Source organism: uncultured Dokdonia sp. (assembly GCF_937910895.1).
Taxonomy (GTDB): Bacteria; Bacteroidota; Bacteroidia; order Flavobacteriales; family Flavobacteriaceae; genus Dokdonia.
In genome coordinates this window covers 1-14,522 of sequence record NZ_CALEMI010000123.1, presented here as the reverse complement: position 1 = coordinate 14,522, position 14,522 = coordinate 1, and the positions used below count along the sequence as shown (strand labels likewise).

Sequence of the window (14,522 nt, the reverse complement as noted above, 5' to 3'; positions counted from 1 at the left end):
ATGCACAAAAAGTAATTCTTATTGTAAGTTGTAGTAATTAGTTACTTCTTCATAATTGTTAATGTTGACCTTATTGTCACGTAAATCCTGTAAAATATCTTCTTTTGATGAAAGATGTGCTCTACCCCCAGCTTCATTTGTAGGAATAATAAAGTACCTTATTCTTAAGATTGCTGCGTTTATTGGTCCAGCAGAGTCATAAGCATATACAGTGATAGTATCTTGTCCGTATGTATATGTAATGATTTCATTATCGCCATCGTCAAAAACAAACGCATACGTCATAGGGAACCATACATCATTATTAGGAAGTTGAAAATATGCCAATACTAGGGCATCATCTGCCATTTCTTCTGTTAGCAAAGGTTCATCTATTTCTACAAAATTTGCTTGTTGGCCTAAGTAAATACCTTCTGTCCAACTCGGAAATGGATCTACGGTAACTCCTATCACATTTGCGTTTCCATCTTCTCCATCTTGCCCTGGGATTCCTTGTTCCCCGTTTATGCCGTCTATTCCGTCTATTCCGTCCATTCCGTCTTCTGCATCACAGGAAGTACATAAAATGGCAAGCATAACAAATGAGTAATAAAATAATTGTTTCAAAGTTTTCATAATATCGATTTAAAAATGTTTTGTTTGCTCTTTTATGATCGCAATCTTTAAAAGGTTAACGCGCACTACATATTTTTTTAAAAAGTAATAACTTCTGTTGGATGATTTGCAATAGAAATATCTAAGACGGCTTCTGTGATATTAAAAGGGGGACCGCTCTCTCCTCCAAAATCTTCTACCCGGATATAAAAAGTCTCAAACAGTATATCTTCACTTATGAGGGTAGGTGTAAAAGATCCTGTAAGAATTTGTGCCGTAATCGCATCATTCCGGTCTCCGCTAAATCTAATGACGGACGTAAACCCATTATTGCTTTCTGTCCAAGCAGAGGGAATAGGTGTGCTAATAGGTGTTGAAATAGGTGAATATTGAAACTGAATATGTCTCACTCCACCAGCATCAACGCCAGCCAGTATAAAGTCATACGAGACTCCTACACGAAGGTTGAGTTGTAAATTATCAAAATTATCCTCTTGCGTAAAGGTTCTATCAAATCCATCTCCTGTAATTTTTATGGAGAAGGTTGGATCAATGGTATCTGTTTCAGGAACGTCTGTATCGCATGATACGATAAAGATTGCTACGAGTAGGAATCCTATGTTTGCTATATTTTTCATAAGTGTAGAATTGTTTTAGATTATAAAAAGGCAGTAATTCCCAACCCAACAAATACTGAAGTAATAACGTCAGATGGGGTAAAATCTCCAGCGTCTTTAGGCTTTTGGTTTTCCCAAGAATAATTAAGTGTGGGTTCTAAAGAGATGTGTTGCCCCAAAGGAATATTATAACCAGCACCCAATCGCCATCCAAATACATTGCTCTTTTGCTCTCCGAAGATATCATTAGTAGTCTTGGTAGATCCTATCCCTATCGTAGCTTCTCCAAAAATGCCTTCATAGATATAATACCTAGCAAAAGGAGCTACAAATACTGCCGAAGTAGTTACGCGGTCGTCAAGGCTTTCAAATTTTGTAGAGGTAGATGAGATAAAAGTTTCTAAACCTACAGCAAGGTTGTCTATCACAAAATAACCTGCTTTTGGACCTGCTTGAATTTCAAAAGTAGATGCTACCTTATTTGTAGTACCGTCTAGTTTAGCTTTTGTTGTTGTGTTAAAGATTCGTACAGTTCCGTTTGCGAGCCAGTTTCCTTGTGCTGTTTGATTAAATACTTCTTGCGCTTGTAGAGAGATGCTTAGCACAAAAAAAAGTACTGTGATTTTTATTGTTTTCATGGTTAAAATAGTTTTAGTTTAGTGTATTTTTTACGCTTTCGCGAAAGCGTTTACTTTATAAACCCAATACTAGGCTAGTGAGAGAAGTCTTATGGTTGTAAAACTTAGAGAGATGCCTTAGTATTGGGTTTTGGCTATTCATTTTTAATATTATATGTCAGATACTTCTGTTAATTCAGAACGACTCACAAGCCTACCATTTTCCTTAAAGGTTTCTTGCTTTACCATCCCAATGCCTTCTGCAATCCAATCGGTGCTTTGATAGTTTCTTGTGCCAAGACCCCCAGCCATTTGATTGGTATAGGTAATCACATAGCAGTCAAAAGTGCCTGCGGGTGTTTCTATTTGTTCTCTTCTCACTACTTTTCTATCAGAAAGGTTAATATCAAAGCTTATTGCCATGATCTGCGCGTCCACACTGATGGACGTGCTTGCATCAGGCAATGTCTGTCCAATCTGTAAATTGTTAGGAATCGCAAGTCTGTCTGTGGTAGTGACCGTATATTCAATACCTTCATATTGACTTAAGATATCTGTCATAATAGATTCTGAAGCTAGATAGGTTGTTCTGTTTTCACATCCCAGCGTTAACTCACCTCCCGTGATATGTTTGTCGCGTTTATCCCAAAGGTTAAAAGTGACATTGATCCCTGATGGCGTTATGTTTTCTATCTTGTATTCTGTAGTTAAACTATGACGGTCTCTCTTGTCATACGTTTTATGAATGAGTTTCCTTCCTGGTGTTGATGCATAGTATTTACTGCAATTATTTTGTGCGAGTAGTGGTGTTGTTATGCAAAAAATGAGGATGATAATAAGTGTTTTCATGAGTGTGATATTAGGTTTTTAATTAAAGTTTTATAAACTCAACCCTTCGGTTTAGGGCTTTTCCATCCGTTGTTGTATTAGGTGCGATAGGTTGACTTTCTCCCATTCCGTCGGTTAGGATTCTTGCGCTATCAATTCCATAAGCAGTCGTCATCATATTCTTTACAGCTTCGGCACGCTTTCGCGAAAGCGTACGATTCCCATCATCCGGACCATCGGCATCGGTATGTCCTATAATCTTAATGTTTACCTCAGGATTTTCTTCTAGTACTGTAGCAATCTCACGTATGATAGAAAACGAGCTGTCTTTAAGCGTTGCACTCGCCGATTCAAATAGAATATTATTGGTGGTTAAGCGACCTTCTGTTAGTAATTTACTACGATTGTCTTCTCCTGCTTTTGTGATTTTGATGTTAGAAATATACAGCTCATCAACGCCATCAGGATCTCTTAATCCTCTTACAGCAAGTTTGAAAACATCAGCGCCTTCTGGAACGAGCCTTGGAACATCTACCAGCTTATTATCATTTAACCATACCCGCATACGGGTTTTGTTTACAGCAATAGCAATATGTGACATCCCATTAATGGCATCTCTATAGTCTTTTCCTATCTGATTACGAAGCTGGCGTTTACCATTAGCTACTTTTTCTACAACCCCTCGATTTCCTATAAATTGACATACAGAAATCTCTGTCATACACCAATCTTTTGCGCGTGTAAATCCTGTATTATCTTCAATGAGGAGTGTGAGAAAAGCTTCAGAACTTGTTTTGCCATCTAACCCGTCTGTAAATAAATCAAACTCTACAGTATAGTTTTCTGGAAGTGCTTCTTTAAGGATAGGGATGTATTTAGAGTTACCACCTAATCGCATCCATTTCTGGTTGTTAATCATAGTAATCTCGCCACTTCCATTGGTATCCCATTGTGCGGGGAAATCACCTGGATTGTCTTTGGTAAATTGATCGTCAAAGACCGTAATATTGCCAGGCGTAAAGTCAGCACTTCGCTTTATGGTATAGGTTGGAACTGTAGACGCTTCATCAGCGCTTGTGGTATCTTTTTCGTCTTTATTTTTATTCTTGTTTTTGCGTTTCTTTTTGTTTTTCTTTTTCTTCTTTTTTGAAAAAACGCTATCAAGTGCTTGATCTGTTTTTTTAGAAGATTCTCGAGACACTCGATCTTCTACAGTGCGTTCTGCAGCTTTTTCGGCTACTTTCCCTAATTTTTTAAAGAGTTGTGCGTTTGCTCCAGTACCACATAAAAGAAGGCAGAATACTAGAATAATTTGTAGTGTTTTCATAGCTGTTATCCTTTTGTTTTTAATGTGTCTTTTTCCTGACTTTCTTTTAATGCTTTTTGCAACATTTTAGATAGTTTAAGCTCCATTTCTTTTTTCTTTTTTGGGTCATCACTTAGCGCAATAACTTTATACTGCTCAGTCAATTTTTTCTTGAGCTCTGGACTCACATCACTTTTATTTAAAAGATCCATATAGCCTTCTATTCCTTGCATTTCTTTCATTCCTCCTAAATCTCCAAAGATGTTACCCAATACTTGTGCTTGTTGATCTAGTGCGTTTCCATCTGCTGGAAGGTTATTTTTAGTTTTAGGCTTTTCTTTTGTTGTGGTGGTTTGCGCTTTCGCGAAAGCGAATACACTCATCATTACGATAATAGTTACATACAATTTTGTTTTCATAATATAGAAGTTCATGTGTTAGTTATTTATTTTTATAGAGCCAATTGCTCCTGAGAGTCCGTCACTTTGAATACCTCCAAAAAGCCAAAGTTCATTTTCATAGACGAGTATATCATGTGCATATAATCCGTCAAAAGGAATTTCTCCGTCGTAGTTGATCCAGTTGATGCCATCTTGTGAATACCAGATGTGATTATTGTATTGATTGGTGCTACTCCAACCGCCTATAAGCCATAAAGCGTTGTTATATGTGTTCAGGGTGTGAAAGACAATAGGGTCAAAGTGTGTTCCTGTTGGGGTTATTTGCGTCCAAGTAATTCCATCTTCTGTCGTCCAAATATCATTAAAGAAGTTTGTGTCATTACTGCCACCTATAAGATAGATTTTGTTATTAAAGACAACCGTTTCTGCTGCGGTGCGTACTGGAAATACATCGGTAGCGATAAGGCTCCAGTTGAACCCGTTGTTAGATCTGTATACAGCCATCATTTGCGTGCCATCACCATCTTCATAATCATCTGTAATGAGATAAAGTTGCCCATCATAAGCTACCGTATTATGAAAAGAGACAGAGCCAAAAGGGAGTATTTCGGCTCCGAGTGTCCAATTAAATCCATCGTTACTTACCCATACTTCTTCGAGCTCGTTATCATCATTATCTGCGCCTCCTATAAGAAATAAATCCCCATTAAACTCGGTAACAGAATGTCCTCTACGCTCACTCCCAAAAGAGATGTCAGAAGCCCAAGCAATACCATTATCACTATGCCACACGCCTAGATTATAAGGCATCTCAGTGGTTGCTCCCAATCCAGCACCGTAATATGAGTGTACGCTTTCATTAAAGACAGCCATCTGGTGAAAAGCAAAATCGCCTATTTGATCTTGTTGGGTATGAAGTGTAAAGGTGAGATCAAGATTTGTAGGATCAGGTTCTTCAGGATCCATCATCTCTTCTTCTGGCATCTCATTTACAACTGGAGTTTCGTCGTCACTAGAACAACTCAGAATACATATACCAAGTAGAAATAGTAAAATGTATTGTTTTATTAAAATGTGCTTTTTCATAATAGTGTGGTTTCAAAATGATTGTTAAAAAGAAGTGGGTGCGTATCTGCTAGTTCCTAAGTGAACATTAGCTCTTAGGGTAAAAATGTCAGAAAGATCAAGGTCGCTTTGCCAAATCTTATTTTGTGTTTTATAGTTATAAAATTCTGTAATCGTACTTTCTCCAGAACGCCCCATAAGAATGAGTAGATAGTCACTAAAAGCGAGTACTTCAATTTCATCTATATCATCAGCTGCTATAGGGAGTGGGGTATTGAAATTAGATAAAATCGTTCCTGTTGATGCGTCTAGCTCGTTAATCACAAACCTATTTGCGTTAAAATCTTCAGTCACGGACCAAATGCTAGTGCCGTTGTTAAAAAACTGACGGATAAAGAGATCAGGAAATGCTTGTGACCAATTGAGATCACCCGTTTGTAGATTGACAGCATAGATATTCTCATCTCTTGAATGAAAAACAAACTGATCGCTTACAATGATTCCTTTCTGTACATTACTTCCAGTAGTAGAAAAAGTCCAGTTAAGCGTAAGATCTTCTTGAATACTATAGACAGCATTGCTCCATGACATGACGATCATTTCATTAGTGCCTGATATAAGATGTGATACACGCTCTCCTAAATTCCAGATATTTAAAATAGATCCATCAGAAATATTTCTACTAACAATAGATGTATTGTTAGAAGGACCTTCTGCTGTAATGATGGTGTTATTAAGTATGTTGAGACGTTTATACTCACGTGACTTTTGAGGAACACTCCATGCGACTGTACCATTTGTCAGGTCTATGGCTTCTATATAATTGAGAGGTATGGGTATTAACTCATCAGGTTTGCTGTACGTTAAGTACAATGTAGTCCCTTGAATTTTTACTGTTTCAGAGTTAAATGTGCGCTCAAATCCCTCTAAAATTTCAAAGGAATATTCCCAGATGAGATCCCCTGTAAAATCAGTTTCACTACTTCGTACCAGACGGTCAGGAAAAAGACCTATAAAAGAATCTTCATAGACCATGCTTGCGATAAGTTGATCGTTTTGTGTCGTAATGGTCGTGCCCGTTTGTAAATCTATAGTAGCTAGTTTGCTAAACGAGGCAATAGAAGCTTTTGCATCTATTAGGGCTGAAGTATCTATTTCTGGAATAGTAGCGTCATCATCATTTTTACAGGAAAATAATAGGATAGATAGGACTAATATGAGTAATGTGTTATACGATTTCATAGGTTATTTTTTAAAAGTTGTTTTCTTGATCACTTTGTTTTTATGGATAATTTTTAATTCGTATGCTCCCTCCTGAAGCGCATTTACATTAAGGTAAATCTCATGGTCAGGCATTGGGGGAAGTGTGGCTTTTAGTTTTTTAGGCTTTTTGTTCATAGTACTCTAAAGGAGTGGACGACTAACTTTGATACAAAGCTATCTGAGAAGAGTGCTGAGGATTAGCACAGATGTAACAAAGCCTGTCACGTATGTAACAGGCTAGTAATAATGGGGTTTTAGCCCCTAAGAGAAAGGGTTGTTTATGATTTTTTTGCGTAATCAGAAGGGGAGACTCCGTACTGCTCTTTGAAGCATTTTGTAAAATAGGAATGGTTATTAAATCCAACAGCATATCCTACTTGTGATACATTAATGTCAGATTTTTTAAGGAGTTGTGCAGCAAGTTTAAGACGCTGACTTCGTATAAATTCGGTTGCCGAAAGTCCTGTGAGTGCTTTTAGTTTTCTATGCAATTGCATACGGCTCATCCCAAGCGCTTTTGAAAAGGATTCTGTAGTAAAATCAGATTCTATGATTTGCGTCTCAACAATTTCTTTAAGATTCTCTAGAAAACGCTCATCTGCACTATTTACAGCCATATCTTTAGGAATCAACACCACTTCCTGACTAAAGCGTTCCTGTAGTTTTTTACGAGTTTCTAATAAGTTATATACGGTTGTTTTAAGAATCTCAGTATTAAAAGGTTTTGTAATATATGCATCGGCTCCATTTTCTAAACCAATAAGTTGGTTTTCATCTCCAGCTTTTGCCGTAAGCATTATCATAGGAATATGTGATGTGGTTTCGGCAGTCTTACAATTTCGCGTAAGCGTAATCCCATCATCTTTTGGCATCATCAGATCTGTAATGATCAAATCAGGAACCATAGAAGATGCGATTTCAAATCCCTCGCTCCCATCTTGTGCGGTGTATATGGTGTAGGTGTCTTCAAATAGCGAACTCACATAGGTTCTTAGATCGGCGTTGTCATCTACAATAAGCAGTATAGGATTGGTATCTTTTGAGAAGATATCGGGTTCTTCGGCTGTGATTTCTGTTTGTGAAGAGGTTTTTTTCGCTTTCGCGAAAGCGGTCTCAACGATCATCCCTTTTATTTTTTCAGCATCAGAAAATGCACTTTCAGTTACTGGCAAGGTGATGACAAAAGAAGTCCACGGCGCTTCACTGTAGGCATGGATCGTTCCCTTGTGTAATGTAACTAATTCTTTTGAAAGCGCGAGTCCTATGCCTGTTCCAGCTGTTTGCTCGTCGATACGTGCAAAACGGTTAAAGATAGTTTGCAACGCTTCTTGCGATAGTGGCGCGCCTGAATTTTTAATAGTAAGGTGTAATTTTTGATGCTGTATATCTCCTGTTATTTTTATAGATTCTCCGTCGGGGCTGTATTTTAATGCATTGCTAATGAGATTAGTGATTATTTTTTCTAATGCATCGGCATCAAAATAATAGATGCTCTCAGGTATATTGATTTTTACAGCATAGGTTTGATTATTTTCATGTGCTAGATAGTCAAAAGAACTTGTGAGTGATTTTAAGAAAAGTCCTAAATCTCCTTGCTGTACTTTAAGCTCAAAATGACCAGCTTCTAGTTTTGAAAGATCTAACAATTGATCGACGAGTGTGAGTAAGCGTTTGGTATTTCGTTTTGCGATGGTGAGATTTTTTTGTTCAGAAGGGTCTATGTCTGGTTTTTGTAATTGTTGTTCTACAGGACCAGCGATGAGTGATAGTGGCGTTCTGAACTCATGGGAGATATTCTCAAAAAAGCTAGATTTCATCATATCTAACTCACGTAGCTTATTATTGATTTTTTTACGATTTCTAAAACCAAAAAACAGGAAGATTCCTGCGATTGATGTAAGTCCAAGACCTCCTAATAAAAGATTTCGCTGATTTTTCTTCTGGATTTCTACTGTTTCATTTTTAGCTTGAAGTAACGCAATTTCTTGCTCCTTTTTCTTAGTTTGGTATTTGGTTTCCAATTCAAAAACACTTTTTTCATTTTGTTTTATTTGAAAAATAGAATTAATACTATCTACTTCTTTAAACAATTCTAGTGCTTTTTTGTAGTCTTTTGTTTTTTCAAATAGATTTGAGTAGGATTTCAAAGTATTTAATTGATTTCTATGAGCATTTAAAGAATTAAAAATTTCTAAGGCTTGTTTAAAATGGTAATTTGACTTTTCTGTATTATTTATTTTTAAATAACTATCTCCTATGTACTTATGGCTTAATCCTGAATTTAGTGTATCTCCTGCATTCTTAAAAGCGACTAAGGATTCATCTAAATGTTGTATTGCTTCCCCATACTGATCTAATCCATAATACGCTCTTCCTAACAAATAGTTTGACTCCCCTTCTCTGTGCTTCATTTTAAGCTCTTTGTAAAAGATGTTTGTTTCAGATAAAAGATCAATTGCTTCTTGATACTTTCCTTGTTCAATTTTTAGATACCCAAAATTCTGTTTTACCGAGTTTAACCCCTCTATGTTATTGCCTTTTTTGTAATTGATTTCTGTTTTTTTGAGATACTTTTCAGCTTTTTCAAAATCTTTAATTTGTATAAAAACAATAGAAAGGTTATTGTATAATTTTGCTTGATATGTATGAAAGTTCGGCCCTTTTTTTATGGAGTTTAATGAATCTGCTTTGTTATAATTGGTAATTGCTAGACTGTAATAACTTTGGTCATCATTGATAAGGCCTTTCATAAAATAACCGTCAATGAGTGCATCAGATATTTCATCTTGCGCTTCTCCTTTAGCGATTAGTTGATTTGCGTATTTCTCAGCATTTGGATAATTATTTATGCTAAAATATATTCCAGAAAGTAACGTAAGGGATTTGTTACTAGTATAATCATCGCCTGCCTCAAAAGCAGTTTTTACAGCTGATTCAAAAAAGGGAATCGCCTCTGCAAAATTACCGTTGTAATAATGATAACGTCCCTCCCAATACATCGCAATACCTAGACATGTATTGCAAGATTCTTTTTCATGCAAGTCTTTAATTTTTTTAATATTTAGAAGCATATTATCTAGGTTTGTTGAAGATTCTATACTTAAAATCTTGACGTATGCTTCTAGTTTTGTATTAGTATTATCTGTAGTAGAAATAATAGTATTTAATGAGTCAATTTTTTTTTGAGTTTGACTTTGTACTGACTTGGAACAAATTATGATAATAAACAATGAGATTATTATTCGCATAACGAGAGAGGATTAGTGAGTGTTATAAATGTACGCAATTATATAAATACCAAGAGCCTACTAGTATCACGTATGTAACCGATATGTGTTACATATCCTTTAGTGTTGCAAAGTTCTAAAATATGTCTATTTGAAGCGAAGAATTCGTAAGTATAAAAAGGCTATCTAAAATTTTTTAGATAGCCTTTTTATAATTGAATCGTATGGAATATGATGCAATTTTATGCTAGATGTTTATTGTTTAACTGTCTTAGCCTAAGAGGTAAGAGTCAGATGTGTTAACACATTTACAACGATCACCCTTCATCAAATCTATGACAATCTGCTCTTGCGCCTACACGATCATCAGAGCAAAAATTATAATCTTCTTCCCCACCTTGGATGGATTTTAAATGGTTGGTTGATAATTTGATAACACCTTTAATTTGTGTGATTTTCATACTCATGATTTTTAAATTTAGTATTAGTTCTTTTTAAAAATACAAAGAATGTATGTAACGTCTAATTTTTTAAATCTCTAATTCACTTGATATATCAAAATACTATTTGCATCTCCTTGTGTGACAAATCCTAGATTCTTATCGCGTTCTAAATAGTCGAAATACGCTGGACCAATACCATATACGGGGAAGTTGTCTAGGGGAATTCCTTTTTCATTAAAGCACAGCACCTGACTTGTTTCTGTATTGGTAAGCGTGATTAAGACTTGTTTGCCTACCTTAAATATTTCTGGGGTTGTATACGAACCGTATTCTAAGTCGATGACTTTGTCGTTTATGATGAGCTTGTTTTCTAATAGTGAAGCCGTTGTATTTCCAAGTGTATTTACAATCGTGTTTGTAGCATTGTCGCTTTGTTTTCGCGTAAGCTTACCACTGGTGGTAATCGTTATTTTACCCCCATTAATATCGTAAGTAGCAAAGGTATTTTTTTCTTTAAATATCGGAGTATCTCCAAATTGTATGGTTTCTTTTACGTCAATACGTGATTTTCCTGTACGACTTAAGATATGAAGCTTTCCACCATTTTCGGCAATAACGATATAATCTTTATTGTTTATTTGTAGGTGCTTTGGCGGATAGATAATCCTATTTTCTGTACTTGAAAAGTCAAAACCTTTCACAATTTTAGCTTCCTTATCAAACATTTGCACTTGCTTTCCTTGTGTGATGATAAAACGATACTTACGGTTGTTTTCGTAATCAAAAATAGCTAAAGGTTGCGTGATGGTCTCATTAAAACTAACAGAAAAAGGTTTTACCTCATTCCCATTACGATCTAAAACATACCACGTTTTTGAAGTGACAAAGGCAAGTTGTAGTCTGCCATTACGATATAAATCTACTTGTTGTACGTCTCCTAGGATAGGGCCGTCTAGCTCTTTTTGCCATAATAATTTTCCCGTATTACTGATAAGATGTAGGATATTTGACTCATCTTGGAGAAGTACGTCAACACCTTTGGTACGATGATTTTTTACAAGTTGCGGAGCACGCGAAATAGAGGTCTCAAGTTTTGTGCTCGCTATTTGTGTGATAGCGCCATCTTTCTGAGTATTTTCATTTTTATTAATTACAACATTAAGATGCATAAAATTTGAATCTTGAATAAGTTGTAATGCAGCAAAGGGATAGGTAGGAATCGTTACTTTTTTGAATGCTTTTGCCTCTTCTTCAGAAACGAGATCTTCATACGCAATTTTTTCTGTATTGGTTATGCTGAGTAGGCTAGAGGCGCTACTTAGTTGTGATTTTGTATTTTCGTATACCGTGGTATTAATCAACGTTGCATTATTCTGATAGTTTGCAATGATGGTTTCCAGAAGCTCTTGCTTCTCTGCAAAAACATAAAAATTATCCAACACACAGTATAGTTGTATAGCAGGAACTTCTAAGAGTAATTCGTATGTTTTACTAAAAGCTGTGGTCTCTTTAAAGCGATATATAGGAACCTGTCTATAGATGGTTTCTTCTTCCTTTTGAGATGCCATTGCTTCTTCTGTAATTGTAGCATCTATACTATGCGCTGCGATTACAGTTCCCGCATCTAATTGGATACTTCCTATTTCATCAAAAGAGCTTAATACCTCTTCTGCTTTTAGTTCAAATTTTAAAGGATCTATTTTATGGAGATCGGCTAAGTTATTTTTATAGGTATTCCAATTATTATAAGAGATAGAAGTAACGCTTTGCGCTATGATAGGTGTAATTTGATCAATGGTATTGCTGACTGGATTGGTGTCTTTGAATAATAATAAGTGTTGCTCTGTGGCATCTTTTGTAAGCGTTACACCACTTATTTTAATATCGTTTTGAGAAATGTCTAAATCGCCTAGCGACCATGAAAATGCTTTACGTAAAGAATGTTTTTTTGAATTTGGATATAATGTAGACCATAGGTCATCTATTTCACTTCCTTTTACTAAAATACTAGCGGTAGCGTCACTTGTTGCATTATATGCTGTTACAAAATTTTCATCATCAGCAATGCCATTATCTTCTTGTTCTCTAAGCGTGTTTTCTAAAAGTAATTGAGAGGTGCTGGTTATAAAGATTCCATCTATTTCTAGCGTGTAAAAAGTAGCGTCAGATGATTGTATTTTTGTGATTGTTGGTGTAACACTTCCTATTTTTGTTTGTGTAATTTTGGTGCTGTCTGGCGTAAAAAGTGTAGGTGTTGTTTTTGTGAGTACACTTACATCGTAGGTGTTGTTGCCTATTTGAGTGTAACAGATGAGCGTTTCGTTTTTTGAATGTAGGTCTTTTAAAAGAGGCGTGGTACTCGTTAAAAAATCTTGATAGCGAGTTTTGGCAAACGCCTGAATAAGAGTATTGTTTTTAACCGCAGATTGCAAGCCTTTCAGGTTTGTTGTTTTTACAATCACACTAGCTTTACGAGGGATGTACTTTATGAGTGTTGACGTCTCGGTGCTTTGTTCCTGTTCGCAAGCAACAAAACACAAGATCATAGCCATTAAAAATAATCGTTTCATACGGTTGAATCCCTTTCTTCAAATGTAAGGACTTGTATAAAAGAAATCACAGATTACTTACAGGAGTTATCTACTAGGTTTTTAACAAGAAATCTATTCAAAATCGAATGTATATTGTTCAGGGAGTAATCTAAAACTTCTACGATGGTATTTTGTAACGCCATATTTTCTGATAGCTTCCCGATGTTCTTTGGTGGGATATCCTTTATTTTTTTTCCAGTTATACATTGGGTATTCTTCGTGAATACGTTCCATAAAGTGATCTCTTTCCGTTTTTGCAAGAATAGAAGCGGCAGCAATAGGCAAGTATTTTCCGTCTCCTTTGATCACGCAGGTATGCGAAATGTCAGGATAGGGTTTAAATCTATTGCCGTCTACAAGGATGTGTTGTGGTATACGCTTTCGCGAAAGCGTATGTATCATGGCATCAATACTACGATGCATTCCTAAAATGGAAGCATTCAAAATATTAATTTGATCGATTTCTTCCATCATTACATGCGTCACTGCAAAAGCAATAGCTTCTTGCTCAATGATCGGTTTTAAGGCTTCTCGTTTGCGTTCTGAGAGCTGTTTGGAGTCTGTAAGCACTTCATTTTTAAAATTATCGGGAAGTATTACAACAGCGGCAGTAACAGGGCCAGCAAGGCATCCGCGACCAGCTTCGTCTGTGCCACACTCTATGAGATCTGGATGAAATTTAAGCTTTAACATCGTTTTAGAGTTGTAAAATACGTGATTACGGGTAAAAAAATTAACTTTGGCTCTTCAAAATTATATATGAAGACATTTGTCGTTTTATTTTTTATACTCATTACGTCGTCTGTTTACGCTCAATTCCCTACACTTGGAAGACAAGATGTAGGTACTAGAACTGGAGGTGCACAAGGGAATGTAAGTAATAATAAGGTTGCAGATTTTGTAAGGCCGCCTATAGAAGATTATAAGGTCATATCTATTCAGAACGATACGATTACAGTAGATACCTCACTTACTATTGCAAAAGATTACAAGTTTAATTATTTACGTAGAGATCGGTATGGGTTATTGCCGTTTGCAAATACGGGGCAAACACATAATACGCTAGTATATGATTTTGATAAGCGGTCTACGCTTCCTAACAGTGTGGCACAATCAAGACATTTTAACTATTTGGAAGTAGAAGACATTAATTATTACTACTTACCAACGCCTGTCACCGAATTGTACTTTAGAAGTGCTTTTGAGCAAGGACAACAGTTAGATGCTTTTTTTACAATGAACACGTCTCCGAGGCTTAATTTTTCTATTGCCTATAAAGGATTGCGTAGTTTGGGGAAATATCAACATGCGCTGACGAGTACAGGTAATTTTAGACTTGCAGGAAGTTATAGAACAAAAGATGATCGCTATCAGATCAATGCACATTGGGTGGCTCAGGATTTATTAAATCAAGAAAATGGAGGTTTGCAAGATATCGCCATTGAACAGTTTACAAGTGGTGACGATCAGTTTAACGACCGATCGAGACTTCTCGTAAATTTTGAAGATGCAGAAAATATTCTTGATGGTACACGGGTATATGTAAATCATCATTATAAATTATTGGGTA

Annotated in this window: 13 protein-coding genes; 1 reads left to right on the top strand and 12 read right to left on the bottom strand. The window is 36.0% G+C overall.

Annotated features, from left to right (window positions below):
• Positions 1-18: 18 nt before the first annotated feature.
• The 12 genes from Q0505_RS14485 to Q0505_RS14430 all read right to left on the bottom strand — a co-directional run bounded on the left by Q0505_RS14485 (position 19) and on the right by Q0505_RS14430 (position 13,645).
• Positions 19-615: a hypothetical protein gene (locus Q0505_RS14485; RefSeq protein WP_299214197.1), complete on the bottom strand. Its 597-nt coding sequence runs from the start codon at positions 613-615 to the stop codon at positions 19-21.
• 77 nt (positions 616-692) lie between these two features.
• Complete coding sequence (locus tag Q0505_RS14480; RefSeq protein WP_299214194.1) at positions 693-1,232, bottom strand: hypothetical protein; 540 nt, start codon at positions 1,230-1,232, stop codon at positions 693-695.
• 20 nt (positions 1,233-1,252) lie between these two features.
• Positions 1,253-1,849, bottom strand: coding sequence for an outer membrane beta-barrel protein (locus Q0505_RS14475; protein WP_299214191.1), 597 nt, complete (start codon positions 1,847-1,849; stop codon positions 1,253-1,255).
• A 150-nt stretch (positions 1,850-1,999) separates the two neighbouring features.
• Entirely contained in the window at positions 2,000-2,677 is a 678-nt protein-coding gene (locus Q0505_RS14470) for a hypothetical protein (protein ID WP_299214189.1), read from the bottom strand.
• Between the two features lie 22 nt (positions 2,678-2,699).
• Positions 2,700-3,983 (bottom strand): OmpA family protein, encoded by a 1,284-nt coding sequence (locus Q0505_RS14465; RefSeq protein ID WP_299214186.1) that lies wholly within the window; start codon positions 3,981-3,983, stop codon positions 2,700-2,702.
• Positions 3,984-3,988: 5 nt separating this feature from the next.
• Positions 3,989-4,381: a hypothetical protein gene (locus Q0505_RS14460; RefSeq protein ID WP_299214184.1), complete on the bottom strand. Its 393-nt coding sequence runs from the start codon at positions 4,379-4,381 to the stop codon at positions 3,989-3,991.
• Positions 4,382-4,399: 18 nt separating this feature from the next.
• The gene (locus tag Q0505_RS14455; protein WP_299214181.1) at positions 4,400-5,449 is read right to left on the bottom strand and encodes a kelch-like protein; all 1,050 of its coding nucleotides are present in this window, start codon (positions 5,447-5,449) and stop codon (positions 4,400-4,402) included.
• Between the two features lie 24 nt (positions 5,450-5,473).
• A complete protein-coding gene (locus Q0505_RS14450) occupies positions 5,474-6,670 on the bottom strand; it encodes a PQQ-binding-like beta-propeller repeat protein (protein WP_299214179.1) in 1,197 nt (398 codons plus the stop codon).
• A gap of 299 nt (positions 6,671-6,969) precedes the next feature.
• Entirely contained in the window at positions 6,970-9,762 is a 2,793-nt protein-coding gene (locus Q0505_RS14445) for a tetratricopeptide repeat protein (protein WP_299214176.1), read from the bottom strand.
• 473 nt (positions 9,763-10,235) lie between these two features.
• On the bottom strand, positions 10,236-10,385 hold the full coding sequence (locus tag Q0505_RS14440) for a hypothetical protein (RefSeq protein WP_299214173.1): 150 nt from the start codon (positions 10,383-10,385) through the stop codon (positions 10,236-10,238).
• A 71-nt stretch (positions 10,386-10,456) separates the two neighbouring features.
• Positions 10,457-12,931, bottom strand: coding sequence for a hypothetical protein (locus tag Q0505_RS14435; protein WP_299214170.1), 2,475 nt, complete (start codon positions 12,929-12,931; stop codon positions 10,457-10,459).
• 93 nt (positions 12,932-13,024) lie between these two features.
• Positions 13,025-13,645: a ribonuclease HII gene (locus tag Q0505_RS14430; protein WP_299214167.1), complete on the bottom strand. Its 621-nt coding sequence runs from the start codon at positions 13,643-13,645 to the stop codon at positions 13,025-13,027.
• A gap of 66 nt (positions 13,646-13,711) precedes the next feature.
• Between Q0505_RS14430 and Q0505_RS14425 the strand changes: the two genes are divergently transcribed.
• Positions 13,712-14,522 (top strand): putative porin (locus Q0505_RS14425; RefSeq protein ID WP_366519425.1); only part of this gene is annotated, 811 nt, incomplete at its 3' end.